Annotated in this window: 20 protein-coding genes; 18 read left to right on the top strand and 2 right to left on the bottom strand. The window is 71.3% G+C overall.

Going from position 1 to position 25,204, the window contains the following annotated elements; genetic code table 11:
* Positions 1-344 precede the first annotated feature (344 nt).
* The 6 genes from VIW71_RS20075 to serA all read left to right on the top strand — a co-directional run bounded on the left by VIW71_RS20075 (position 345) and on the right by serA (position 10,034).
* Positions 345-1,268 carry a 2-hydroxyacid dehydrogenase gene (locus VIW71_RS20075; RefSeq protein WP_331623777.1) on the top strand — a complete coding sequence of 308 codons (924 nt, stop codon included), beginning with the start codon at positions 345-347 and terminating at the stop codon, positions 1,266-1,268.
* Between the two features lie 259 nt (positions 1,269-1,527).
* Positions 1,528-4,389 carry a putative bifunctional diguanylate cyclase/phosphodiesterase gene (locus tag VIW71_RS20070; protein ID WP_331623775.1) on the top strand — a complete coding sequence of 954 codons (2,862 nt, stop codon included), beginning with the start codon at positions 1,528-1,530 and terminating at the stop codon, positions 4,387-4,389.
* Positions 4,390-4,653: 264 nt separating this feature from the next.
* Positions 4,654-6,525, top strand: a complete 1,872-nt coding sequence (locus VIW71_RS20065) for an acetolactate synthase large subunit (RefSeq protein ID WP_331623774.1) — start codon at positions 4,654-4,656, stop codon at positions 6,523-6,525.
* 46 nt (positions 6,526-6,571) lie between these two features.
* A complete protein-coding gene (ilvN, locus tag VIW71_RS20060) occupies positions 6,572-7,099 on the top strand; it encodes an acetolactate synthase small subunit (protein WP_331623772.1) in 528 nt (175 codons plus the stop codon).
* A gap of 74 nt (positions 7,100-7,173) precedes the next feature.
* Complete coding sequence (gene ilvC, locus VIW71_RS20055; protein ID WP_331623771.1) at positions 7,174-8,172, top strand: ketol-acid reductoisomerase; 999 nt, start codon at positions 7,174-7,176, stop codon at positions 8,170-8,172.
* Positions 8,173-8,441: 269 nt separating this feature from the next.
* Positions 8,442-10,034 carry a phosphoglycerate dehydrogenase gene (gene serA, locus VIW71_RS20050; protein ID WP_331623770.1) on the top strand — a complete coding sequence of 531 codons (1,593 nt, stop codon included), beginning with the start codon at positions 8,442-8,444 and terminating at the stop codon, positions 10,032-10,034.
* Between the two features lie 72 nt (positions 10,035-10,106).
* On the opposite strand, the gene VIW71_RS20045 is transcribed toward serA, so the two are convergent.
* Positions 10,107-11,516, bottom strand: a complete 1,410-nt coding sequence (locus VIW71_RS20045; protein WP_414720788.1) for a PucR family transcriptional regulator — start codon at positions 11,514-11,516, stop codon at positions 10,107-10,109.
* Positions 11,517-11,647: 131 nt separating this feature from the next.
* Between VIW71_RS20045 and VIW71_RS20040 the strand changes: the two genes are divergently transcribed.
* The 12 genes from VIW71_RS20040 (at position 11,648) to VIW71_RS19985 (ending at position 24,856) form a co-directional block, all read left to right on the top strand.
* Entirely contained in the window at positions 11,648-12,577 is a 930-nt protein-coding gene (locus VIW71_RS20040) for a proline dehydrogenase family protein (RefSeq protein ID WP_331623767.1), read from the top strand.
* A 53-nt stretch (positions 12,578-12,630) separates the two neighbouring features.
* Positions 12,631-14,262: an L-glutamate gamma-semialdehyde dehydrogenase gene (pruA, locus tag VIW71_RS20035; RefSeq protein WP_331623766.1), complete on the top strand. Its 1,632-nt coding sequence runs from the start codon at positions 12,631-12,633 to the stop codon at positions 14,260-14,262.
* Positions 14,263-14,718: 456 nt separating this feature from the next.
* Positions 14,719-15,762, top strand: coding sequence for a 3-isopropylmalate dehydrogenase (locus tag VIW71_RS20030; protein WP_331623764.1), 1,044 nt, complete (start codon positions 14,719-14,721; stop codon positions 15,760-15,762).
* 175 nt (positions 15,763-15,937) lie between these two features.
* Positions 15,938-17,047: a branched-chain amino acid aminotransferase gene (locus VIW71_RS20025; RefSeq protein WP_331623763.1), complete on the top strand. Its 1,110-nt coding sequence runs from the start codon at positions 15,938-15,940 to the stop codon at positions 17,045-17,047.
* Positions 17,048-17,661: 614 nt separating this feature from the next.
* The gene (gene cimA, locus VIW71_RS20020) at positions 17,662-19,272 is read left to right on the top strand and encodes a citramalate synthase (RefSeq protein WP_331623762.1); all 1,611 of its coding nucleotides are present in this window, start codon (positions 17,662-17,664) and stop codon (positions 19,270-19,272) included.
* 222 nt (positions 19,273-19,494) lie between these two features.
* Positions 19,495-20,031 carry a hypothetical protein gene (locus VIW71_RS20015; RefSeq protein ID WP_331623761.1) on the top strand — a complete coding sequence of 179 codons (537 nt, stop codon included), beginning with the start codon at positions 19,495-19,497 and terminating at the stop codon, positions 20,029-20,031.
* Between the two features lie 159 nt (positions 20,032-20,190).
* Positions 20,191-20,313 carry a hypothetical protein gene (locus tag VIW71_RS20010; RefSeq protein ID WP_331623759.1) on the top strand — a complete coding sequence of 41 codons (123 nt, stop codon included), beginning with the start codon at positions 20,191-20,193 and terminating at the stop codon, positions 20,311-20,313.
* A gap of 9 nt (positions 20,314-20,322) precedes the next feature.
* Positions 20,323-20,814 (top strand): GNAT family N-acetyltransferase, encoded by a 492-nt coding sequence (locus tag VIW71_RS20005; RefSeq protein ID WP_331623758.1) that lies wholly within the window; start codon positions 20,323-20,325, stop codon positions 20,812-20,814.
* A gap of 97 nt (positions 20,815-20,911) precedes the next feature.
* Positions 20,912-21,991 (top strand): HpcH/HpaI aldolase/citrate lyase family protein, encoded by a 1,080-nt coding sequence (locus VIW71_RS20000; protein WP_331623757.1) that lies wholly within the window; start codon positions 20,912-20,914, stop codon positions 21,989-21,991.
* Entirely contained in the window at positions 21,988-22,860 is an 873-nt protein-coding gene (locus VIW71_RS19995) for an HpcH/HpaI aldolase/citrate lyase family protein (protein ID WP_331623756.1), read from the top strand. Before VIW71_RS20000 ends, VIW71_RS19995 begins: the two co-directional genes overlap by 4 nt.
* Before the next feature lie 179 nt (positions 22,861-23,039).
* Complete coding sequence (locus VIW71_RS19990; protein WP_331623755.1) at positions 23,040-24,623, top strand: acyl-CoA carboxylase subunit beta; 1,584 nt, start codon at positions 23,040-23,042, stop codon at positions 24,621-24,623.
* Positions 24,624-24,640: 17 nt separating this feature from the next.
* Positions 24,641-24,856: an acyl-CoA carboxylase subunit epsilon gene (locus tag VIW71_RS19985; RefSeq protein ID WP_331623754.1), complete on the top strand. Its 216-nt coding sequence runs from the start codon at positions 24,641-24,643 to the stop codon at positions 24,854-24,856.
* A 69-nt stretch (positions 24,857-24,925) separates the two neighbouring features.
* Here VIW71_RS19985 and VIW71_RS19980 read toward each other — a convergent pair.
* On the bottom strand, positions 24,926-25,204 hold a 279-nt coding region (locus VIW71_RS19980), incomplete at its 5' end, for an ATP/GTP-binding protein (protein WP_331623753.1).

The raw sequence follows: 25,204 nt of genomic DNA, 5'->3' as shown, positions 1-25,204 counted from the left end.
GGCGGCGGCGGGGGCCGCGGCCCGGGCGACACGGACGGTACGGACGGCTCGGGCGGCACCGCCAGGGGCGGCGGCACGGCTCACGGCTGATCCTCGCAACACGTCTGACTCCCTCAAGGTCCAGCCAAGCACACCACACCGCGGCCCGCGCCCGCGCCCGATCCCGGTCAACCCGGGCCAGCGATCCGCCCCGGCCGTGCCCTAGCCTCCTGAACATGACCGACGCACCCCGCACCGACACCGACACGGAACCCGCTGCCGACACCGAACCCGCGACCGACTCGGAAACCGCAACGGACGCGGCCGAAGCCGGCACCGAAACCGCCCGGGGCCGGCGCCCGCAGGTGTGGCTGTCCGTACCGCCCGAGGAGATCGGCGGACTGCCCGAGGACTTCGAGTACGTCGTCTGGGACGGCACCGGCCCGGACTTCCCCGCGGACCCCGCGGACGCCGTCTTCTACGTCGTCCCGTACGTGAAGGGCCCGGCTGTCGGCGCACTCCCCCTGCCGCGGATGCGCGCCCTGCGCGTCGTGCAGACGTTGAGCGCCGGCGTGGACCACATCGCGCCCCACCTGCACCAACTCCCGCCCGGCGTAAGGCTGTGCAACGCCCGCGGGGTGCACGAGGCGAGCACCGCGGAACTCGCCGTCACGCTGATCCTCGCCTCCCTGCGCGGCATACCGCGCTTCGTCCGCGGCCAGGACAACGAGAAGTGGTACGCCGGGTTCTACCCCGCGCTCGCCGACCGCAGGGTGCTGATCGTCGGCTACGGCGCGATCGGCGCCGCGCTGGAGGACCGGCTGACGCCCTTCGAGTGCGAGGTGGTACGGGTGGCCCGGGGGGCGCGTACGGTGGCGCGCGGCCCGGTGCACGCCTTCGACGAGCTGCCCGCGCTCCTGCCGCACGCCGATGTCGTGGTCCTGACCACGCCGCTCACCGAACAGACCCGGGGCCTGGCCGACGCGTCCTTCCTCGCCGCCATGAAGGACGGCGCGCTGCTGGTGAACATGGCGCGCGGCCCGGTGGTGGACACCAAGGCGCTGCTGGTCGAGACCGAGTCCGGCCGGCTGACCGCGGCACTCGATGTCACCGACCCGGAACCGCTGCCCCCGGGACATCCGCTGTGGCACGCGCCGGGCGTGCTGATCAGCCCGCATGTGGGCGGCAGCACCTCGGCGTTCGCGCCGCGCGCCAGGAAACTGGTCCGCTCCCAGCTCGTACGGTTCGCCGCGGGTGAGCCGCTGGACAACGTCGTCGCGACAAGCTGAGCCGCCGCTTGGCACTGGGTGACTGCACGCGGTATCCACCACCCCTCATCTCGTTACGCTCGGTAGACAACACCTGTCCCTGAGTGACGAATCTGGTGTATCGTCCGGTCCCGGGGGGCACGCTGAAACCGTGAGCAACGCGGTCATGGCGATGTGAACGACGAGCAACCAAAGGGGGGCGACGGGCGATGCACGGCGCACACCTGACCACCACCGCGCGGCCGGACAGCGCGCCGCGCCGACGACACCTGGCCCCCCGGTGACCGCCGCCGAAACGGTGCTGGTGGCGCCGACGGCCCGCGGCGGCAGGACCGGCCTGCTGCCCCGGCTGCTGGTCGCGCTGCTGTGCGGCGCGTACACCGCGGGTGCCGCCCTCGGCTGGGGCTCCACCGAAGTGGCCCTGGTCATGGGGGACTTCGGACTGGCGGGCGCCGCGGCCACCGCCACCGTCTCGGCGCTGTTCTACGCCCGCCGGGCCGCCGGACCCCACCGCCCCGCCTGGCTGCTGTTCGCCGCGTCCTCCGCGATGACCGCCCTCGGCAACTCCATCTGGGGCTGGTACGAAGTGGTGCTCCGGCACCCGGTGCCGCAGACCTCGCTCGCCGACTTCTGCTTCCTGATGTTCGCGCCGCCCGCCGTCATCGGCCTGCTGGTGCTCGCCAAGCGCCCGGTCACCAGGGCGGGCTGGGTCTGCCTCGCGCTGGACACCTGGCTGGTCGGCGGCTCGCTGCTCACCTTGTCCTGGAGCCTGGCGCTGGCCCGCACCGCCGCCTGGGACGGCCCGAGCACCGCGCGTACCGCCCTGTCGCTGGCCTATCCGTTGCTGGACATCGTGCTGGTGAGCATGGTGCTCGCCCTGCACTTCCGCCGCTCGGCCACCAACCGCGCCGCCGTCGACACCGCCATCGCCGCCCTCGCGCTGACCGTGCTGTGCGACGCGCTGTTCACCTCGCCCCTGCTGCGCGCCCACTACCGCTCCGGGCAGGTGCTCGACGCGGGCTGGTTCGCCGGCAGCATGCTGATGGCGTACGCGCCCTGGGTCGGCGCCCGCCACCTCTCGTCGCGCCAGTCGCGCAAGGCGACAGCCGCCACCCGCAAGGTCACCGGCTCACTGACCGCCCTCACCCCGTACCTGGCCGCCGCCGTGTGCACGCTCAGCATCCTGTACAACGTCATCACCGGCCAGAAGTGCGACCGCGTGGTCCTCTTCACCGGCTGTACGGTCGTGCTGGCCCTGGTCGTCCGGCAGGGCATCATGCTGCTGGACAACATCGCGCTCACCCAGGAACTCGCCCAGCAGGAGAACCACTTCCGGTCCCTGGTCCAGGGGTCGAGCGACGTCATCATGATCGCCGCGCCCAGCGGGGTCCTGCGGTACGTCAGCCCCGCCGCGCAGGGCGTCTACGGCCGTGACCCGGAGGAACTGGTCGGCACCGAACTGGCCGCCCACATCCACCCGGACGACCTCGGCCGGGTGGTGCACGAGGTGCGCCGTTTCCTGGCCGCGCCGCCCGGCGAGGAGCCCGCCACCCGGATCGAGTGCCGGATCCGCTCGGGCCACGCCCGCGACGGGCAGCCGCGCGACGGGCAGTCCCGCGACGGTCAGGAGGGCTGGCTGTACGTCGAGTCCAGCGTCAACCGCTATCAGGGCGGCCTGATCTTCAACAGCCGCGACGTGACCGAACGGGTCAGGCTCCAGGCCCAGCTCCAGCACAACGCCTCCCACGACCCGCTCACCGACCTGCCCAACCGCGCGCTGTTCACCGAACGTGTCGGCAAGGTGCTCGGCGGCAAGCGAGCCGCGGACGGCGGGGCAGCGGTGCTCTATCTCGACCTCGACGGCTTCAAGGCGGTCAACGACAGCGCCGGCCACCAGGCCGGCGACGACCTGCTGGTCCAGGCGGCCCGCAGGCTCCAGGACGCCCTGCGGGCGGGGGACACGGCGGCGCGGCTGGGCGGCGACGAGTTCGCCGCCCTCGTCATCGGTACCGGTACCGGCGCCGGCGCCGACCGGGACCCGCGCGAGCGCCGGATCCGTGAGATCGCCGACCGGCTGCGGGCCGCCCTCTCCGCGCCCTACCGGGTGGACGGCGCCGAGGTCCGGGTCGGTGCCAGCATCGGCATCGCCTTCGCCGAGCCCGGCGCCACGCCCAGCGAGGTGCTCCGCAACGCGGACCTGGCGATGTACCGGGCCAAGCAGGCCGGCAAGGGCCGCGTGGAGGTGTACGTGCCGCAGCCGCAGGCCGACGTGGTGCGCCGGACCGAAGTGGCCGGGCGGCTGGGCCGGGCGCCGCGCGACGGCGAGTTCGCCCTGCTCCACCAGCCCGTCGTGGAGTTGTCCGGCGGGCGGATCACCGCGGTCGAGGCACAGGCCCGGCTGCGGTCCGGGGCCGGCCTGGCCGCACCCGCCGAGTTCCTGACCTCCGCCGAGGACACCGAGCAGAGCTTAGAACTGGGGCGGTGGCTGCTGGAGCAGGCCGTCGAGCAGGCGGCGCTCCGGTACGACGCGGGCCACCGTATCCCCGTCACCGTCCGGCTCTCCGCCCGCCGACTGCTGCACCGGGACCTCCCCCCGAGCACCGTCGAGACCCTGCTCGACCGCCACGACCTGCCCCCCGGCGCCCTCATCCTGGAGCTGCCCGCCGGTGACCCGCGGATCGCCGGCGGTGAACTGGAGCGCCGCCTGACCGCGCTGCGCCGCCTCGGGGTGCGGATCGCCCTGGGCGGCTTCGGCGCCGGTTACGGCGCGCTCGGCGCCCTGCGCGGCCTCCCCGTCGACGTCGTCCGGATCGACCGCTCCTTCACCGAGGGCGTGGTGGAGTCAGCCCGGCTGCACAAGATCACCCGCGGTCTGCTGGGGATCGCCGCCGACCTGGGGGCGCACACCGTGGCCGACGGCGTGGACCGCCCCGAGCAGGTGCAGGCGCTGCGCGAGATGGGCTGTGTCCAGGGCCAGGGCATGGCATTCTCCGGCCCGCTGGACGAGCACCGGCTCCGTGGCGCGCTGAACCGCGGCGACTATCCCGTACCGCGGGAAACGCCGCGTGAACAGGTCACATCGGGGGCCGCGCCGCACCCCGCCCGGCGTTCGAATGCTGAGACGCCTGTCCCACCGGCTTGACACTTCCGGCCACAGCGGAGGAAGGTCAACACCATGCGCACCCGAATTCTCGTACTTGGACGGCGCGTCGGCTGACCGAGGTTCCCACCTCCCCCAGAGCCTTCGGCCTGGGAGGTGCCCCCGGCACCCAACCGGCGCGCTCCCCTCGCTTGCCTCCCGGCACGAGGGGTTTTTTGTTGCCCGGCGCTCAGGCCGGGCCCGGGACGATTGCCCCATACCGCACAGCACCCTCAGTACCCTCATCTTCGAGAGAAGAGAACGCAGATGACCGAGCAGGCCACCGGGCACCACCACCCGCAGCCGCGGACCCGCGGCGCGGCACCCGCCGCCCCCGCCGAGCGGATGACGGGCGCGCAGTCCCTCATCCGCTCCCTTGAGGCCGTCGGAGCCGACACGGTGTTCGGCATTCCCGGTGGCGCCATCCTGCCGGCGTACGACCCCCTGATGGACTCCACCAAGGTCCGCCACATCCTGGTCCGGCACGAGCAGGGCGCGGGCCACGCCGCCACCGGCTACGCCCAGGCCACCGGCAAGGTCGGTGTGTGCATGGCGACCTCGGGCCCCGGCGCGACCAACCTGGTGACGCCGATCGCCGACGCCCACATGGACTCGGTGCCGATCGTCGCCATCACCGGCCAGGTCGCCTCGAAGTCCATCGGCACCGACGCCTTCCAGGAGGCGGACATCTGCGGCATCACCATGCCGATCACCAAGCACAACTTCCTGGTCACCAACGCGGCCGACATCCCGCGCACCATCGCCGAGGCGTTCCACATCGCCGCCACCGGCCGCCCCGGCCCGGTGCTGGTCGACATCGCCAAGGACGCGCTGCAGAACGAGACCACCTTCTTCTGGCCGCCGCAGCAGGACCTGCCCGGCTACCGCCCGGTGACCAAGCCGCACGCCAAGCAGATCCGCGAGGCGGCCCGGCTGGTCAACGAGGCCAGGCGCCCGGTGCTGTACGTCGGCGGCGGGGTGATGAAGGCCGGCGCCACCACCGAACTGCGCATACTCGCCGAGCTGACCGGCGCCCCGGTCACCACCACCTTGATGGCGCTCGGCTCGTTCCCCGACAGCCACCCGCAGCACGTCGGCATGCCCGGCATGCACGGCGACGTCGCCGCGGTCACCGCCCTCCAGCGCGCCGATCTGATCATCGCGCTCGGCGCCCGCTTCGACGACCGCGTCACCGGCCGCCTGGACACCTTCGCGCCGCACGCCAAGATCGTGCACGCCGACATCGACCCGGCCGAGATCTCCAAGAACCGCACCGCCGACGTGCCGATCGTCGGCGACGCCCGCGAGGTGCTGGCCGACCTGATCGTCGCCGTCCAGGCCGACCACGAGGCCGGCCACCGCGGCGACTACACCGAGTGGTGGGGGCAGATCGACTCCTGGCGCAAGACCTACCCGCTCGGCTACGAACTGCCCGCCGACGGCAGCCTCTCCCCGCAGCAGGTCATCGAGCGGATCGGACAGCTCGCCCCGGAGAACACCCTGTACGCGGCCGGCGTCGGCCAGCACCAGATGTGGGCCGCGCAGTTCATCAAGTACGAGAAGCCCGGCACCTGGTTCAACTCCGGGGGCGCCGGCACCATGGGCTACGCGGTCCCCGCGGCGATGGGTGCCAAGGCCGGCCGCCCGGACGCCACCGTCTGGGCGATCGACGGCGACGGCTGCTTCCAGATGACCAACCAGGAACTGGTCACCTGCGCGCTGAACAACATCCCGATCAAGATCGCCATCATCAACAACGGCGCCCTGGGCATGGTCCGCCAGTGGCAGAACCTCTTCTACGGCGAGCGGTTCTCCAACACCGTGCTGCACGACGGTGCCGAGACCGTCCCCGGCTCCACCCGCGGCGTCGGCTCGGTCCACAACCGCGGCACCCGCGTCCCGGACTTCGTGAAGCTCTCCGAGGCGATGGGCTGCGTCGGTCTGCGCTGCGAGTCCCCGGACGACCTGGACGCGGTCATCGCCAAGGCGAACTCCATCAACGACCGCCCGGTCGTGGTCGACTTCATCGTCCACGAGGACGCCATGGTGTGGCCGATGGTCGCGGCCGGCACCTCCAACGACGAGATCATGGCCGCCCGCGACGTCCGCCCGGACTTCGGCGACGGACTGGACGACTGACCCGCCTGAAGCGAGAGTCAGCAGCGAGAGTTAAGGAAAAGCGCACATGTCCAAGCACACGCTCTCCGTCCTGGTGGAGAACAAGCCGGGCGTCCTGGCCCGGATCACCGCCCTGTTCTCCCGCCGCGGCTTCAACATCGACTCGCTCGCCGTCGGCACCACCGAACACCCGGAGATCTCCCGCATCACCATCGTCGTCAACGTCATCGACGAGCTGCCGCTGGAACAGGTCACCAAGCAGCTCAACAAGCTCGTCAACGTGCTGAAGATCGTCGAACTCGATCCGTCGGCGGCGGTCGCGCGGGAACTCGTTCTGGTGAAGGTGCGTGCCGACAACGAGACCCGGTCCCAGATCATCGAGATCGTCCAGCTCTTCCGCGCCAAGACGGTGGACGTCTCCCCGGAGGCGGTCACCATCGAGGCCACCGGCGGCGCCGACAAGCTGGACGCCATGCTCAAGGTGCTGGAGCCGTTCGGGATCAAGGAGCTGGTCCAGTCCGGCACCATCGCCATCGGCCGCGGCGCCCGCTCGATCACCGACCGCTCGCTGCGCGCGCTGGACCGATCCGCATAGCGAGACCCCGAAACCCACCCCCGTCCCACCGCCGTACGGTGGACCGTACAACCCGATCCAAGGAGAGACCCGAAGTGGCCGAGCTGTTCTACGACGACGACGCAGACCTGTCCATCATCCAGGGCCGCAAGGTCGCGGTCATCGGCTACGGCAGCCAGGGCCACGCCCACGCGCTGTCGCTGCGTGACTCGGGCGTCGACGTCCGAGTCGGCCTGCACGAGGGCTCGAAGTCCAGGGCCCAGGCCGAGGAGCAGGGCCTGCGCGTGGTGAGCGTCGCCGAGGCCGCCACCGAGGCCGACGTCATCATGATCCTGGTGCCGGACCCGATCCAGGCCCGCGTCTACGAGGAGTCCGTCAAGGACCACCTCAAGGACGGCGACGCGCTCTTCTTCGGCCACGGCCTGAACATCCGCTACGGCTTCATCAAGCCGCCCGCGGGTGTCGACGTCTGCATGGTCGCCCCCAAGGGCCCCGGCCACCTGGTGCGCCGGCAGTACGAGGAGGGCCGCGGCGTGCCCTGCATCGCGGCGGTGGAGCAGGACGCCACCGGCAAGGGCTTCGCGCTCGCACTGTCGTACGCCAAGGGCATCGGCGGCACCCGGGCCGGCGTCATCAAGACCACGTTCACCGAGGAGACCGAGACCGACCTCTTCGGCGAGCAGGCGGTGCTGTGCGGCGGCACCTCCGCCCTGGTCAAGGCCGGGTTCGAGACCCTGGTCGAGGCCGGGTACCAGCCGGAGATCGCGTACTTCGAGTGCATGCACGAGCTCAAGCTCATCGTGGACCTGATGTACGAGGGCGGCCTGGAGAAGATGCGCTGGTCGGTCTCCGAGACCGCCGAGTGGGGCGACTACATCACCGGCCCCCGCATCATCACCGAGCAGACGAAGGCCGAGATGAAGAAGGTCCTCGGGGAGATCCAGGACGGCACCTTCGCCAACAACTGGATCGCCGAGTACAACGCGGGCCTGCCGAAGTACAACGAGTACAAGAAGGCAGACGAGAACCACGTGCTGGAGACCACCGGCAAGAAGCTGCGCAAGCTGATGAGCTGGGTGGACGAGGAGGCGTAAGCCCCGGCGCGGCGCTTCCCGCCTCGCGCGCCTGTCGTTTCGTACAACGCCCCCGGCTGCTGCGCACGGGGGGCTTTGTACGCAGCGACGCAACCCCTCCGGGTGATCCTTCCATTTCGTAGAAGGCCCCGGTTCAGACCGCCGATACACTGCCTTAACAAGCGCGTCAGGCTCACAGCGTCGTGCGTCTTCCACGCGGCATGCCATCCCCGCCTCGCTGGAGCGGCCGTACGGGACCCGGCCGCCCACGAAGGACAAGTGAGGACCACGTGAGCCAGAAGCCTGTCGTACTCATCGCAGAAGAGCTGTCGCCGGCCACGGTGGACGCGCTCGGACCGGACTTCGAGATCCGGCACTGCAACGGAGCGGACCGAGCCGACCTGCTGTCCGCGATTCCGCACGCCGACGCCATCCTGATCCGCAGCGCCACCAAGGTGGACGCGGAGGCCATCGCGGCGGCCGTCAAGCTCCGGGTCGTCGCCCGCGCCGGCGTCGGCCTGGACAACGTCGACGTGTCCGCCGCCACCAAGGCGGGCGTGATGGTCGTCAACGCGCCGACCTCCAACATCGTCACCGCCGCCGAACTGGCCTGCGGCCTGCTCGTCGCCACCGCCCGCAACATCGCCCCGGCCAACGCGGCGCTGAAGAACGGCGAGTGGAAGCGGAACAAGTACACCGGTGTGGAGCTCAGCGAGAAGACCCTCGGGGTGGTCGGCCTCGGCCGGATCGGCGTCCTGGTCGCCCAGCGCATGTCGGGCTTCGGCATGAAGATCGTCGCGTACGACCCCTACGTGCAGCCCGCGCGGGCCGCGCAGATGGGCGTCAAGCTGCTCACCCTGGACGAGCTGCTGGAGACCTCCGACTTCATCACCGTGCACCTGCCCAAGACGCCGGAGACCATCGGGCTGATCGGCAACGAGGCGCTGCACAAGGTCAAGCCGTCGGTGCGGATCGTCAACGCGGCGCGCGGCGGGATCGTGGACGAGGAGGCGCTGGCCTCCGCGCTCAAGGAGGGCCGGGTGGCCGGCGCGGGCCTGGACGTATACGCCAAGGAGCCCTGCACCGACTCGCCGCTGTTCCAGTTCGACAACGTGGTGGCCACCCCGCACCTGGGCGCCTCCACCGACGAGGCGCAGGAGAAGGCGGGCATCGCGGTCGCCAAGTCGGTCCGGCTCGCGCTCGCCGGCGAGCTGGTGCCGGACGCGGTCAACGTCCAGGGCGGTGTCATCGCCGAGGACGTCAAGCCGGGCCTGCCGCTCGCCGAGAAGCTCGGCCGCATCTTCACCGCGCTGGCCGGTGAGGTCGCCGCCCGCCTCGACGTCGAGGTCTGCGGCGAGATCACCCAGCACGACGTGAAGATCCTCGAACTCAGCGCTCTGAAAGGCGTCTTCGAGGACGTCGTCGCGGAGACCGTCTCCTACGTCAACGCGCCGCTGTTCGCCCAGGAGCGCGGGGTCGAGGTCCGCCTCACCACCAGCTCCGAGTCGCCCAACCACCGCAACCTGGTCACCGTCCGCGGCACCCTCGCCGACGGCAGTGAGGTCGCGGTATCCGGCACCCTGGCCGGCCCCAAGGACATCCAGAAGATCGTCGGCATCGGCGACCACGACGTGGACCTCGTCCTCGCCGACCACATGGTCTTCCTGACGTACACCGACCGTCCCGGCGTCGTCGGCACCATCGGCCGCATCCTCGGTGAGGTCGACGTCAACATCGCCGGCATGCAGGTCGCCCGGGCCGCGGCCGGGGGCGAGGCCCTGGTCGCCCTCACCGTCGACTCCACGATCCCGGCCGGCGTCCTCACCGACATCGCTTCCGAGATCGGTGCGAGTTCCGCCCGCGCGGTCGACCTGACGGACTGACCCGCAGGCATGTCACCACCAGGCGCCGCCCTCGTCGACGGGGGGCGGCGCCTTGCTGTCACGGCGGAAACGTCACAGCCGGGCCGCTTTGAGCGCCATGTGGAGCAGGAGGCGTGATTCGCCGTCGGAGAGGTCGAGGCCGGTGAGCTGTTCGATGCGGGACAGGCGGTAGTAGAGGGTCTGCCGGTGGATGGCGAGGGCGGTGGCGGTGCGCCCCGCCTGGCCGGCGTGGTCGAGGAAGACCTCGGCGGTGTGGGCGAGGTCGCGGTGGGCCGGGGTGAGGAGCGGTGCGACCGCGGGGTCCGGCGGGACGCGGGCGGGGAGCGCGGTCAGCAGGCGGTACGGGCCCAGGCTCGACCACTTCGCGATGGGACCGAGCAGCGGCTGCGCGTGGGCGGCCCGCGCGGCGTCCACCGCCTCCCGCCAGGCCGCCGGCAGCTCCGCCAGCGACGTCCGGCCACCGCTGACCCCGGCGACCGCCTCCGGCACGCCGAGCTGATCCAGCAGCCGCGCCGCCGCCGTCCGTGCCCCGGCCAGCACATGCGCCGACCGCAGCCGCACCAGCAGGGCCGCCACCTCGCCCTTCGACCCCCGCCCGGGCACCCACACCAGCGCGGCTGCCGACGGGATCGCCCGCGGCCCGGGCAGCTCGCCGCGACCACCGGCCACGCCGTCGTACGCCGGACCGCCCGCCGCTACGCCACCCGCGCCGGCGTGCGGGGATGCCACGCTGTACGGGGACGCCGTGCCGTACGGGGATGCCGTGCCGTACGGGCCGGTCGGCAGGTCGCCTGCCGGAGGGTGGGCGGGGCGCGCACCCGCGCCGTACCCCGGGTCGGCCGTACGCCGGCCGTCGTGGCCGGTCGCGGGCGCGTACCCGCCGCCCGCGGTGCGCACCGTGTTCCCGGCCGGAGGCCGTACGCACACCATCGCGTGCGGCTCGTCCGCGTCCGGGCCCAGGGCCGCCCGCAGCCGGTCCTCGGCCGTGTCCCGGTCGGCCCTGGTGGCGGCGGTGAGCATCGACCGCAGGGCTGCGCCCGCTTCGCTCCCCGTGCGGGACATCGCGGCGAGACGTTCGCCGATGCGGTGGGCCACGGACATCGCCGCGCCGAGCTGGGCGGGGGAGTGCTCGGCCTCGTCGAGGAGCCAGACGTAGCCGTGGACGACGCCGCCGTGGCGCACCGGGAGGCAGAGCCGGCCGCGGCGGATGCCCGCGTCCGGGGCGGCCGGGATACGGACCGGACCGGTCGCGCGCGCGATCCCGTACCGCTCGAACCAGGCCCGGACCTCGGCGGTGGAGCGGCGGGTGAGGATGGATCTGGTCCGTACCGGGTCCATCGCCGCGTCGTCGTCGCTGTCGTGCACCCCGAACGCGATCAGCCGGAAATCCCGGTCCTCCAGCGTCGCGGGGGCGCCGAGCAGCGCCGACACCTCGTCCACCAGGTCCTGGAAATCACCGTACTCACCGTACTCACCAACCACACCCCCATTCTCCCTCATACATCTGTATGAGGGACCCGCACCCGATGCGTGACAGGTGTCGATGGTTCAACGGGTAGGCGAATCCTAGATTCACGGTCACGGACACCGTTCGCCCCGCCAGGAGGAGCCCCGTGCTCGGTCCCGTGTTGCTCGCCGCCTCGCGCAGCGATCGTATGCGCCGCGTCGTCGCCGCCGCTCCGCTCACCCGCCCCGTCGTGAACCGCTTCGTCGCCGGCGACGAGCTGCGCCCCGCGCTGGACACCGTTCGCGCGCTCACCGCGCGGGGCCTGGACGTCACCCTCGACCACCTCGGCGAGGGCGTCACCGACCGGGCCACCGCGCACGCCACCCGCGACGCCTACCTCCGCCTGCTGGAAGCCCTGCGCGACGAGGGCCTGGGCGACCGCGCCGAGGTGTCGGTCAAACTCTCCGCCTTCGGCCAGTCGCTTCCCGGCGACGGCCACGACATCGCGCTGGCCGGAGTCCGCGAGGTCGCCGCGCTGGCCACCGCCGTCGGCACCACCGTCACCCTCGACATGGAGGACCACACCACCGCCGACTCCACGCTGGCCGTCCTCCACGAGCTGCGCCGCGACCACCCGCGGACAGGCGCGGTCCTCCAGTCGTACCTCTTCCGCACCGAGGACGACGCCCGTGCGCTGGCCGTCGCGGGCTCCCGGGTGCGGCTGGTCAAGGGCGCCTACCAGGAACCCGCGCGGGTCGCCTTCCAGGACCGGCGGGAGGTGGACCGGGCGTACGTACGGGCGCTGCGCGTCCTCTTCGCGGGCGACGGGTACCCGATGGTCGGCACCCACGACCCGCGCATGATCGCGATCGCGCAGAACCTGGCCGCCCGGCACCGCCGCGCGCCGGACACCTACGAGTTCCAGATGCTCTACGGCGTCCGCACCGCCGAGCAGCGCCGCCTCGCGGACGAGGGCATGCGCATGCGCGTCTACGTGCCCTACGGCGCAGACTGGTACGGGTACTTCATGCGCCGCCTCGCGGAGCGCCCGGCGAACCTCGCCTTCTTCCTCCGCTCGTTCGGCCCGGGCCGCTGACACTGCCGCCCCGCAGCCCGCCGCCCACCCTTCCCCACAAGGAGACACCCTTCATGGACGCTGTGACCCAGGTCCCCGTACCGGTCAACGAGCCGGTGCACACCTACGCGCCGGGCAGTCCGGAACGCGCCCGGCTGGAAACGAAGCTCAAGGAGCTGGCCGGCAACCCGGTCGACCTGCCGATGTTCATCGGCGGCGAGCAGCGCATGGGCGGCGGCGAGCGTTTCGACGTCGTACAGCCGCACAACCACGGCGCCCGCCTGGGCTCGTACGCCAACGCCACCACCCAGGACGCGCGGGACGCCATCGACGCGGCGCTCGCCGCCGCCCCCGCCTGGCGCGCGATGGCCTTCGACGACCGCGCCGCGGTCTTCCTGCGCGCCGCCGAGCTGCTGGCGGGCCCCTGGCGGGAGACGCTGGCCGCCTCCACCATGCTCGGTCAGTCCAAGACCGTGCAGCAGGCGGAGATCGACAGCCCCTGCGAACTGGTCGACTTCTGGCGGTTCAACGTCCACTACGCCCGGCAGATCCTCGCCGAGCAGCCGGTCACCAACGCCCCCGGCGTGTGGAACCGCCTCGACCACCGCCCGCTGGAGGGCTTCGTCTACGCGATCACGCCGTTCAACTTCACCGCCATCGCGGGCAACCTCCCCACCGCCCCGGCGCTGATGGGCAACGTCGTGGTCTGGAAGCCGTCCCCGGCGCAGACCCACTCCGCCGTGCTGCTGATGCGACTGCTGCGCGAGGCCGGACTGCCGGACGGCGTGGTCAACCTGGTCACCGGCGACGGCATCGCGGTCTCCGAAGCCGCCCTCGCCCACCGCGACCTGGCGGGCATCCACTTCACCGGGTCCACCCGGACCTTCCAGTACCTGTGGCGCACGGTCGGCGAGAACATCGCGGCCTACCGGTCGTACCCGCGGATCGTCGGCGAGACCGGCGGCAAGGACTTCGTGGTCGCGCACCCCTCCGCCGACCCGGCGGTGCTCAAGACCGCGCTGACCCGCGGCTCGTTCGAGTACCAGGGCCAGAAGTGCTCGGCCTCCTCCCGCGCCTACATCCCGCGCTCGGTGTGGGAGAGCGGCTTCAAGGAGGAGTTCGCCGCCGAGGTGGACGGCCTCACCATGGGTGACGTCACCGACCTGTCCAACTTCGCCGGCGCCCTCATCGACGAGCGCGCCTTCGCCAAGAACAAGGCCGCGATCGACCGCGCCAAGGCCGACCCGACCGTCGAGATCGTGGCCGGCGGCACCTACGACGACTCGGTCGGCTGGTTCGTCCGCCCCACCGTGCTGGTCTCCACCGACCCCGACCACGAGATCTTCCGCGAGGAGTTCTTCGGCCCGGTGCTGGGCGTGTACGTCTACGAGGACGCCGAGTTCGACACGATGCTGGCGCAGATGGAATCGGTGGCCGCGTACGCGCTGACCGGCTCGGTCATCGCCCAGGACCGCGCCGCCGCGGCCCACGTGATGGAGAAACTGCGCTTCGCCGCGGGCAACTTCTACATCAACGACAAGTCCACCGGCGCCGTCGTCGGCCAGCAGCCGTTCGGCGGCGGCCGGGCCTCGGGGACCAACGACAAGGCCGGCGCCGCGCAGAACCTCATGCGGTGGACCTCCACCCGGTCGATCAAGGAAACCCTGGTCCCGCCCACCGAGTACCGCTACCCGCACCAGGGTTGAACCGTGTGCCCCTTCCGGGGCCGCCACCGACCGCCCCCGCCACCGGCCCCCCTCCGGCGGCGGGGGCGTCCCCACGCGGGCCCGCGGCTCGCGCGGGTGAAGGTCTGTCTCAAATAGTAGGAAGTCCGAGTAATTGTGGAGACAGGACAGCCCTGCTGTCCTAGCGTTGAAGGAGCCGAACGTCTCGCTCCATCCAGCGAGCGGCGGAACCGTGCGGGCCCCACCCCTGCCGCGCCGGCCCTCCGCCCCGTTCCGTGGCGACCCCCTTCCTTCCCGGATCCCCCGGAGTTGATCACCATGGACGAGACCGCCCGCCAGAACGCCCTCCGCGCCCTCCAGCGCTCTTTGGACCGCCGCGACAACGGTGGCCGCACGGGTCACGAGTCCCGGTAGCCCCACCGGACCACGATGCGGACAGGCGTGTCACACAGTGGGACCCCGGAGTAGGGTCCCCCTATGTCCCGCACCCTCAACCTCGCAGTGATCCCCGGCGACGGAATCGGCCAGGAAGTCGTCGCCGAGGGCCTCAAAGTCCTCGCCGCGGCCCTCCCGCAGAGCGCCAAGCTGGAGACCCGGACGTACGACTTCGGCGCGAAGCGCTACCACGCGACCGGCCAGACCCTCACCGACGACGACCTGGAGCAGTTGAAGGCGCACGACGCGATCCTGCTCGGCGCCATCGGCGACCCGTCGGTGCCGTCCGGCGTGCTGGAGCGCGGCTTCCTGCTCAAACTGCGGTTCGCCTTCGACCACCATGTGAACCTGCGGCCCAGCAAGCTGCTCCCCGGCGTCGCCACCCCGCTCAAGGGGAGCCCGGAGATCGACTTCATCGTGGTCCGGGAAGGCACCGAAGGCCCGTACACCGGCAACGGCGGCTCCATCAGGACCGGCACCGAGCACGAGGTCGCCACCGAGGTCAGCCTCAACACCGCCTACGGCATCGAGCGCGTCGTACGCGACGCCTACGCCCGTGCCCAGGCCCGCCCGCGCAAGAAGCTCACCCTCGTCCACAAGAACAACGTGCTGGTGCACGCCGGCCACCTGTGGACCCGGATCTTCGAGACGGTCGGCAAGGAATTCCCCGACGTCAGCACCGACTATCTGCACGTGGACGCGGCGACGATCTTCCTCGTCACACAGCCCGAGCGGTTCGACGTGATCGTCACCGACAACCTCTTCGGCGACATCATCACCGACCTCGCCGCGGCCGTCTCCGGCGGTATCGGCGTCGCCGCGAGCGGCAACATCAACCCCTCCGGCGCCTTCCCGTCCATGTTCGAGCCGGTGCACGGCTCCGCCCCGGACATCGCGGGCCGGTCCAAGGCCGACCCGACCGCGACCGTGCTCTCCGTGGCACTGATGCTCCGGCATCTCGGGTACGACGCCGAGGCCGCCAGGATCGACGCGGCCGTACAGGCGGACCTCGCGGAGCGGGCCTCGCTGCCGGTGCGGTCCACGGTGGCGATCGGCGACGCGCTCGCCGCCCGCGTGTCCGCCTGAACCGGGCGGCACCACGCGTACACGCCGCACCCCGGCAGAACACACCAAAGCACCCACCCGGCCCCGCCGCTGCGATAATCAGAGCGCGGGGCCGCGGTATGACGGGAAACTCGGACGTCCGAGCACTCCGGCACGGTTCGGAGCCGGCGACGGCGAAACGGTGAAGGACACAGACATGACGACGCCCACGATCGAGCTCAAGCCTTCCGCGCACCCGCTGTCCGACACCGAGCGGCGGGCGATCCTGGCCAACCCCGGCTTCGGCCGCCACTTCACCGACCACATGGTGACCGTCAAGTGGACCGAGGGCCGCGGCTGGCACGACGCGCAGCTCGTTCCGTACGCGCTGCTCTCCATCGACCCGGCCAACATGACGCTGCACTACGCGCAGACGATCTTCGAGGGCCTCAAGGCGTACCACCAGCCCGACGGCACGGTGGCCACCTTCCGGCCGGAGGCCAACGCCCGGCGCTTCCAGGACTCCGCGCGCCGGATGGCGATGCCCGAGCTGCCGGTGGAGACGTTCATCGAGGCGTGCGACGCGCTGGTCAGGCAGGACCGCGCGTGGGTGCCGACCGAGGGCGAGGCCTCGCTCTACCTGCGCCCCTTCATGTTCGCCACGGAGGTCGGGCTCGGCGTCCGCCCGGCCGACGAGTACCTCTTCCTGGTCATCGCCTCCCCCTCCGGCGCGTACTTCCGCGGCGGCGTCAAGCCCGTCTCGGTCTGGCTCTCCGAGGAGTACGTGCGCGCGGCGCCCGGCGGCACCGGTGCGGCCAAGACCGGCGGCAACTACGCCGCCTCCCTGATCGCCCAGGCCCAGGCCATCGAGCACGGCTGCGACCAGGTGGTCTGGCTGGACGCGATCGAGCGCCGCTGGATCGAGGAGATGGGCGGCATGAACCTGTACTTCGTGTACGGGGACGGGTCCGCGGGCGCCCCGCGGCGCATCGTCACCCCCGAGCTGTCGGGCTCCCTGCTGCCCGGCATCACCCGCGACTCCCTCCTCGGCATCGCCGCCGACCTCGGCTACGAGGTGGCCGAGGGCCGTATCAGCGTGGACGACTGGCGGCGGGGCAACGAGGACGGCTCCCTCACGGAGGTCTTCGCCTGCGGCACGGCCGCGGTGATCACACCGGTCGGCGCGGTCAAAGCCACGCGGGCGGACTGGCTCGTCGCGAACGGGGAGCCCGGCGAGGTCACGATGCGCTTGCGTGCGGCGCTCCTGGACATCCAGACGGGGCGCGCCCCGGACACCCACGGCTGGATGCACCCGCTGGGTGCGTAGTACGCCGCGGGGACGCGGGGAACCGTGCCTTCCCAGCCACGACGGCGGTGCCGGTCCCGGGCGGACCGGGACCCGCCGAGATCGTCCCGGCCGTTCCCGGGGTGCCGGCCGGTGGGGCCGGTCGCGCAGTTCCCCGCGCCCCCTGCGGAGCCGGGGTGGCGCCCCGGCGCCCGCGCCGTCCCAGGGCGGCGCGGGCCCCGCGAACCGCCCTCCGCGCAGTTCCCCGCGCTGACGGGCACTCCCGGCCGACCGCCCCCCGCAGCGGCCCGCATCGTGAGACGTTTTCCGGCGGAGCCACTCCGTGTGCAAGAATGCGGCCGTGTTCTGGCTCGCCCCGATGATTATTGGCAGCAGGCACGCCGGTCCGCAGTGACCGTTCTCCTGACCCCAGTGGAACGTCACCGTGCCTCAAGACCCGCGTGCAGACCTCTCGCATCCGCGAGAGGTTTTTTCGTTTCCGGCTCATCCGCGCCGGAGGCGGACCGCTTCCGGCTCACCCGCGCCGGGAGCGGGGCGGCACGAGGGAAGATGGGGGCAAGTGGAGTCGGAACCTCCGGGTACGCCCCAGGGGCGCTCGCAGGGAAACCCACTCTCACCCGACAGGAGCTACACAGATGACCGCCGAACCCGACGATCGCTTCCACGTCTTCGACACCACGCTGCGCGACGGCGCCCAGCGTGAGGGGATCAACCTCACCGTCGCCGACAAGCTGACGATCGCCCGGCACCTGGACGACTTCGGGGTGGGTTTCATCGAGGGCGGCTGGCCCGGCGCCAACCCCCGCGACACCGAGTTCTTCGCCCGTGCCGCCACCGAGCTCGAACTGAAGCACGCCACGCTGGTCGCGTTCGGCGCCACCCGCCGTCCCGACTCCAGCGCCGCCGACGACCCGCAGCTCAAGGCGCTGCTGGAGTCCGGCGCGCCGGTGATCACGGTGGTCGCCAAGGCGCACGACCGCCACGTGGAGCTGGCGTTGCGCACGACGTTGGAGGAGAACCTGGAGATGATCCGGGACACCGTCTCCTACCTGTGCGCCGAGGGCCGCCGCGTCTTCGTGGACTGCGAGCACTTCTTCGACGGTTACCGGGCCAACGCCGCGTACGCGACGCGGGTGGTCCGTACCGCCCACGAGGCTGGCGCGTCCGTCGTCGTACTCTGCGACACCAACGGCGGCATGCTGCCCGCGCAGATCCAGGCGGCCACCGGGCAGGTGCTCGCCGACACCGGCGCCCGGCTCGGCATCCACGCGCAGGATGACACCGGGTGCGCCGTCGCCAACACCCTCGCCGCGGTGGACGCCGGCGCCACCCACGTCCAGTGCACGGCCAACGGCTACGGGGAGCGGGTCGGCAACTCCAACCTCTTCCCGGTGGTCGCGGCCCTGGAACTCAAGCACGGCCGCCACGTCCTGCCCGAGGGCGCGCTGCGCGAGATGACCCGCATCTCGCACGCCATCGCCGAGGTCGTCAACCTGCCGCCCTCCACCCACCAGCCGTACGTCGGCGTCTCCGCCTTCGCGCACAAGGCCGGGCTGCACGCCTCCGCGATCAAGGTGGACCCCGACCTCTACCAGCACATCGACCCCGAACTCGTGGGCAACACCATGCGGATGCTCGTCTCCGACATGGCCGGCCGCGCCTCCATCGAGCTCAAGGGCCGGGAGCTCGGCATCGACCTCGGCGACGACCGCGAACTGGTCGGCCGGGTCGTGGAGCGCGTCAAGGAACGCGAGCTCAAGGGCTACACGTACGAGGCCGCCGACGCGTCCTTCGCGCTGCTGCTGCGCGATGAACTCCGGCGTCAACGCACCGGCCGTCCGTGCCGTTTCTTCCGCACCGAATCCTGGCGGGCGATCACCGAGGACCGCCCCGACGGCAGCCACGCCAACGAGGCCACCGTCAAGCTCTGGGCGAAGGGCGAGCGCATCGTCGCCACCGCCGAGGGCAACGGCCCGGTCAACGCCCTCGACCGTGCCCTGCGGGTCGCCCTCGAACGCATCTACCCCCAGCTCGCCTCCTTCGCCCTCTCCGACTACAAGGTGCGGATACTCGAAGGGCGTTACGGCACCGACTCCACCACCCGTGTCCTGATCACCACCACGGACGGCCGCGCCGAATGGTCCACGGTCGGCGTCGCCGACAACGTGATCGCCGCCTCCTGGCAGGCCCTTGACGACGCGTACGCCTACGGCCTGCTCCGCGCGGGCCTGGAGCCGCAGGAGTAGCCGCTCCCCCCGGTCACCGTTCCGGGTCCCGGCCGCGTCCGCCGTGACCGGGACCCGCGGGCGGCCGCGCTTCACATGCCCGACCTGTCACCCTGGTTTTGACGGTGGACAGTCAGGGAAATCACTACCTGGACTCTGGCGGACGCGCGTAGAGCTCGGGCACACTCCTCGTGCGCCACCTGCACATCCCCACTCCCAGCGGCAACAGCAGGAGGAATTCGGATGAGCTCCACTCTCGGCGCGGCCTTGCGACCGCGCGTCCGTACGCTGATCAGCGCTTTCGCGCTGATCCTGACGGCGATCTTCGCTCCCGGGGTCGGCATTGCCTCGACCACGGACGCCCACGCCGTCACCAAGATCAGCCACGCCCAGGCGACGTCCATGTTCAGCAGTGCCGGCATCACCTGGTCGTCCTCCGGCAACTGCAGCAACCGCTACAACTCGACGTGTACCTCGTTCGAGCAGCTCAACCTCGCCACCGCCCAGGGCGCCGTCACCCTCAAGAACGCCAGCGGCTGCGCGCTGAACATCACCGGCGGCACCGAGACCGGCCACGCCAGCGGCACGTACTCGCACTGGAACGGCTACAAGCTGGACTACAGCAAGTACACCTGCGTCGGGAACTACATCAAGGGGAACTTCACGTACATCGGCCTGCGCGGTGACGGTGCCCCTCAGTGGCGCTCCGGCTCCGGCAACATCTACGCGGACGAGGGCAACCACTGGGACGTCCTCTACTACAACTGCGGCGGCTGCTGAACCCACCAGCCATCGCTGAACAGGAAGGCCCGCCCCCCCGGGGGCGGGCCTTCCGCCCGTTTCGGCGCCGGGCGGACGGTCGGGCGTCAGACGTGAGCGACTACCGGTCGCCGGCCGCGGCCTCCCGGAAGGCGTCCTGGCGGGGGTCTCAGGCGCACGGTGAAGGAGTGCCGGGACGACAACTTCTCCGACCTGGCCGCCGCCCTGACGTACCGCCATCGAATCCGGCTGCCCCCGGACCAGAAGCCCGGCGCCGAACCCCGCGACACCCGCGGACTGTAGGGTGCCCCGGTGACCGATGCCGTCGAAGAGACCGTGGTACGCGCGGCCGGGCCCGCGGACGCCGCCGCCATCGCGCGGGTGCACACGCGGTCCCGCGAGGTGACGATGCCGTACCTGCCACCGAGCAGGCGGACGGACGCCGAGGTGGAGGCGTGGGTGCGCGATCTGGTGCTGCCCCGGGCCGCGGTGTGGGTGGCCGAGCGGGGCGGGCGGGTGGTGGGCTACGCGGCGGTGGCGGACGGCACGCTGGACGCGCTCTACCTGCTGTCCGAGGAGCGGCGGCGCGGGATCGGGACGTCGCTGCTCGCGGCGGCGAAGGCGCACTGCCCGGACGGGCTCTCGCTGTTCGTGTTCCGGAAGAACACCGGCGCGCGGGCGTTCTACCAGCGGCACGGTTTCACCGTGGTGGACACGAACGACGGGTCCCGGAACATGGAGAACGAACCGGATATGAAGATGCGGTGGCCATCGGTGACCAACAGCACACGTACTGACGGGTAACCCGGCGTCGCCCGCGGTCTTAGGGTGAGCGCCGTATCGCACGTCTCGGCAGGCTCAGCAAGGCTCCCTCACCCTCGACCGACAACCGGGAGATCGTATGCGCTCGGCGAAGGACTTCTTCCGTCCGCTGGCTGTGGGGGCACCGGCCCCCGTGCGAGAAGTGCCGTTCCGGCCCTCGCGGATGATCCACTTCTTCGACCCCGGCAACGAGAAGATGGCCGCCAAGGTGCCCGCGCTGGCGCCGCAGGTGGACGTGTTGCTGGGCAATCTGGAGGACGCGGTCCCGGCGGACCGCAAGGAGGCCGCGCGCGCCGGACTGGTGCGCGTCGCCCGGGCCACCGACTTCGGCGCCACGCAGCTGTGGACCCGGGTGAACAGCCTGGACTCGCCGTGGGTGCTGGACGACCTGGTCACGCTCGTCACCGAGGTGGGCGACAAACTCGACGTCATCATGGTGCCGAAGGTGGAGGGAGCGCAGGACATCCACTACGTGGACCGGCTGCTGGCGCAGCTCGAGGCGAAGGCGGGGATCGGCCGGCCGATCCTCGTCCACGCCATCCTGGAGACCGCCACCGGCGTCGGATGCGTCGAGGAGATCGCCGGGGCCAGTCCCCGGATGCAGGGCATCTCGCTCGGCCCTGCGGACCTGGCCGCCAGCCGCCGGATGAAGACCACCAGGGTCGGCGGCGGCCACCCCGGCTACCTCGTCCGCGAGGACCCGCGTGGAGACGCGCCCCGGGCCACGTACCAGCAGGACCTGTGGCACTACACGATCGCCCGCATGGTCGACGCCTGCGCCGCGCACGGCATCCTGCCGTACTACGGGCCGTTCGGGGACATCACGGACGTGACGGCGTGCGAGGACCAGTTCCGTAACGCCTTCCTCCTGGGGTGCGTGGGCGCGTGGTCGCTCCACCCGGTGCAGATCGCCATCGCCAAGCGGGTGTTCTCGCCCGATCCGCAGGACGTCGCCTGGGCGCGGCGGGTGATCGAGGCGATGGGCGACGGCACGGGCGCGGTGATGATCGACGGCAGGATGCAGGACGACGCCACGTACAAGCAGTGCCGGGTGGTGGCGGAACTGGCCGACGCGCTGGCCGCCCGCGACCCGGAGCTGGCCGAGGCGTACGCCGCCGCGGAGAAGGGCGTCAAGTCCGGGAACGGGGGCGTGCGATGACCGGCCAGGACCTGCGGCCCCGCCGCTCGGTGCTCTACATGCCCGGCGCCAACGCACGCGCCCTGGAGAAGGCCAGGACGCTGCCCACCGACGCGCTGATCCTCGACCTGGAGGACTCCGTCGCACCCGACGCCAAGGACGAGGCCCGCGAACGGGTGGCCGCCGCCGCGGCGAGCGGTGAGTACGGCCACCGCGAGGTGACGATCCGGGTGAACGCACCCGGTACCCCGTGGCACGCGGACGACCTCACAGCGGCGGCCGAAGCCGGCCCGGATGCAGTAGTCGTCCCCAAGGTGGAGCAACCGGACACGGTGAAAATGGTGGAGGCCGCCCTGGAGGCCGCCGGTGCCCCGGATCGTACGGCCATCTGGGCGATGATCGAGACCCCCGTCGCGATGTTCGAGGCTCGTGCCATCGCGGCGGCGTCCGACCGGCTGACGGTTCTGGTGATGGGGACCAACGACCTCGCGAAGGAGCTGCACGCCGAGCACGTGCCGGGCCGGGCCCCACTGCTCACCGGACTCTCCCTCGCTCTTCTGGCGGCCCGCGCCACCGGCAAGGTCATTTTGGACGGTGTCCACAACGACGTGAATGATCTGTCCGGCTTTGAGGCGGAGACCCTCCAAGGGCGGCAACTCGGCTTCGACGGCAAGACGCTGATCCACCCCAGGCAGATCGAACCGTGCAACCGGATCTTCGCGCCTGCCGAAGCCGAGGTCGAACGGTCCCGCCGGATCATCGAAGCCTTCGAAGAGGCCACGTCACAGGGGCGCGGTGTGGTCACGGTGGATGGCAGGATGATCGAGAGCCTTCATGTGGAGGAGGCCCGCCGGGTGCTTGCGCTGGCAGCGGCAGTCGCCGGACGCTGACCGTCCGCGGAACGCCCTCTGATCACCGAAATGCGCAAAACGGACAAAGAGCGGGGCTTCGCCGACGACGTGCGCAGCCCCGTTCACTTGCGGTTCTGTGGGGACCCACCATCAAGAGCGGACGGACACTGTACAAAGTCTCTGCTCCGTTCCTGAGCGCTCGCTCGTAATGTCGGTACATGACCACATCGCAAGAGGTGCCCGTCGAGGCGAACGACGCCCGAGGGCGCGTTGCGGAGCTCCACGCCATCCGCGCGGAGGTCCGGCGCGGACCGAGCGAGAAGGCGACCGCGGCTCAGAAGGCCAAGGGGAAGCTCACCGCGCGCGAGCGGATCGACCTGCTGCTGGACGACGGCTCCTTCAATGAGGTGGAGTCATTGCGGCGGCATCGGGCCAGCGGGTTCGGGCTGGAAATGAAGCGCCCGTACACCGACGGCGTCATCACGGGCTGGGGAACCGTCCACGGTCGTACGGTCTTCGTCTACGCCCACGACTTCCGGATCTTCGGCGGCGCGCTCGGTGAGGCGCACGCCGCGAAGATCCACAAGATCATGGACATGGCCATCTCGGCCGGCGCCCCCCTGGTCTCCCTCAACGACGGCGCCGGCGCCCGGATCCAGGAGGGCGTCTCGGCGCTCGCCGGCTACGGGGGCATCTTCCAGCGCAACACCCGCGCCTCCGGCGTCATCCCGCAGATCAGCGTGATGCTCGGCCCGTGCGCGGGCGGGGCGGCGTACTCCCCGGCGCTGACGGACTTCGTGTTCATGGTGCGCGAGACCTCGCAGATGTTCATCACCGGGCCCGATGTCGTGCAGGCGGTGACCGGCGAGGAGATCAGCCAGAACGGTCTGGGCGGCGCAGACGTCCACTCCGCCGTCTCCGGCGTCTCGCACTTCGCCTACGACGACGAACAGAGCTGCCTCGAGGAAGTGCGCTACCTGCTGTCGCTGCTCCCGCAGAACAACCGGGAGAACCCGCCGGCCGTGGAGTGCCACGACCCGGCCGACCGGCGCGGCGAGATCCTGCTCGACCTGGTGCCCGCCGACGGCAACCGCTCCTACGACATGCACAAGGTGATCGAGGAGATCGTCGACGAGGGCGAGTACCTGGAGATCCACGAGCGCTGGGCCACCAACATCATCTGTGCGCTGTCCCGGCTGGACGGCCAGGTGGTCGGCATCATCGCCAACCAGCCCGCCTCGATGGCCGGCGTACTGGACATCGAGGCCTCGGAGAAGGCGGCCCGCTTCGTCCAGATGTGCGATGCTTTCAATATTCCGCTGATCACGCTGCTGGACGTGCCGGGCTTCCTGCCCGGCGTCTCCCAGGAGCACGGCGGCATCATCCGGCACGGCGCGAAGCTGCTGTACGCGTACTGCAACGCGACCGTGCCACGGATCTCGCTGATCCTGCGCAAGGCGTACGGGGGTGCGTACATCGTCATGGACAGCCAGTCCATCGGCGCGGACCTCACCTTCGCCTGGCCCACCAACGAGATCGCTGTCATGGGCGCCGAAGGGGCCGCCAATGTCATCTTCCGCCGGCAGATCGCCGAAGCCGACGATCCCGACGCCACCCGGGCCCGCGTGGTCAAGGAGTACAAGGCCGAGCTGATGCACCCGTACTACGCGGCCGAACGCGGCCTCGTGGACGACGTCATCGACCCGGTGGAGACCCGCGAGGTGCTGATCAACTCGCTGGCGATGCTCCGGACCAAGCACGCGGACCTGCCGTCCCGCAAGCACGGCAACCCGCCCCAGTAACACCTTTGGAGACCACTGTGACGACCTCCACCGAGTCCGTAGCCTCATTCGTCCGTGTCGAGAAGGGCCACGCCGACGCCGAGGAAGTGGCCGCGATCACCGCGATCCTGCTGGCGCGGGCCGCCACCGATCCGGCCCACGGCATGAGCACCCTGCAGACCCGGTCCACCGCCGGCTGGCGTCGCCTGGAGCGCGCCCGGGGCTTCCGCGCCCCGCACTCCTGGCAGGGCTGAGACCCCCTTGCCCATGACCTCGGGCCCCACCGCGTGCGCGGTGGGGCCCGAGGCCGTCGCGGGCGACGCTCAGCGCATCCGGGCCATCAGCGCGTGCTCGACCAGCGTGATCAGCGCGCTTTTCGCCTCCGCGCGGTGGCGGGCGTCGGTGGTGATGATGGGTGCCTCCGGGCCGATCTGGAGCGCCTCGCGGACCTCCTCGGGGCCGTACGGCTGGTGGCCGTCGAAGCCGTTGAGGGCGATCACGAACGGCAGACCGCTGTTCTCGAAGTAGTCGACGGCGGGGAAGCAGTCCGCCAGCCGCCTCGTGTCGACCAGCACCACGGCGCCGATGGCGCCGCGTACCAG

The organism is Streptomyces sp. (assembly GCF_036524955.1).
Lineage (GTDB): Bacteria > Actinomycetota > Actinomycetes > Streptomycetales > Streptomycetaceae > Actinacidiphila.
Note: the sequence above shows the minus strand (reverse complement) of the source record. Positions and strands in the feature narration are given on the sequence as shown.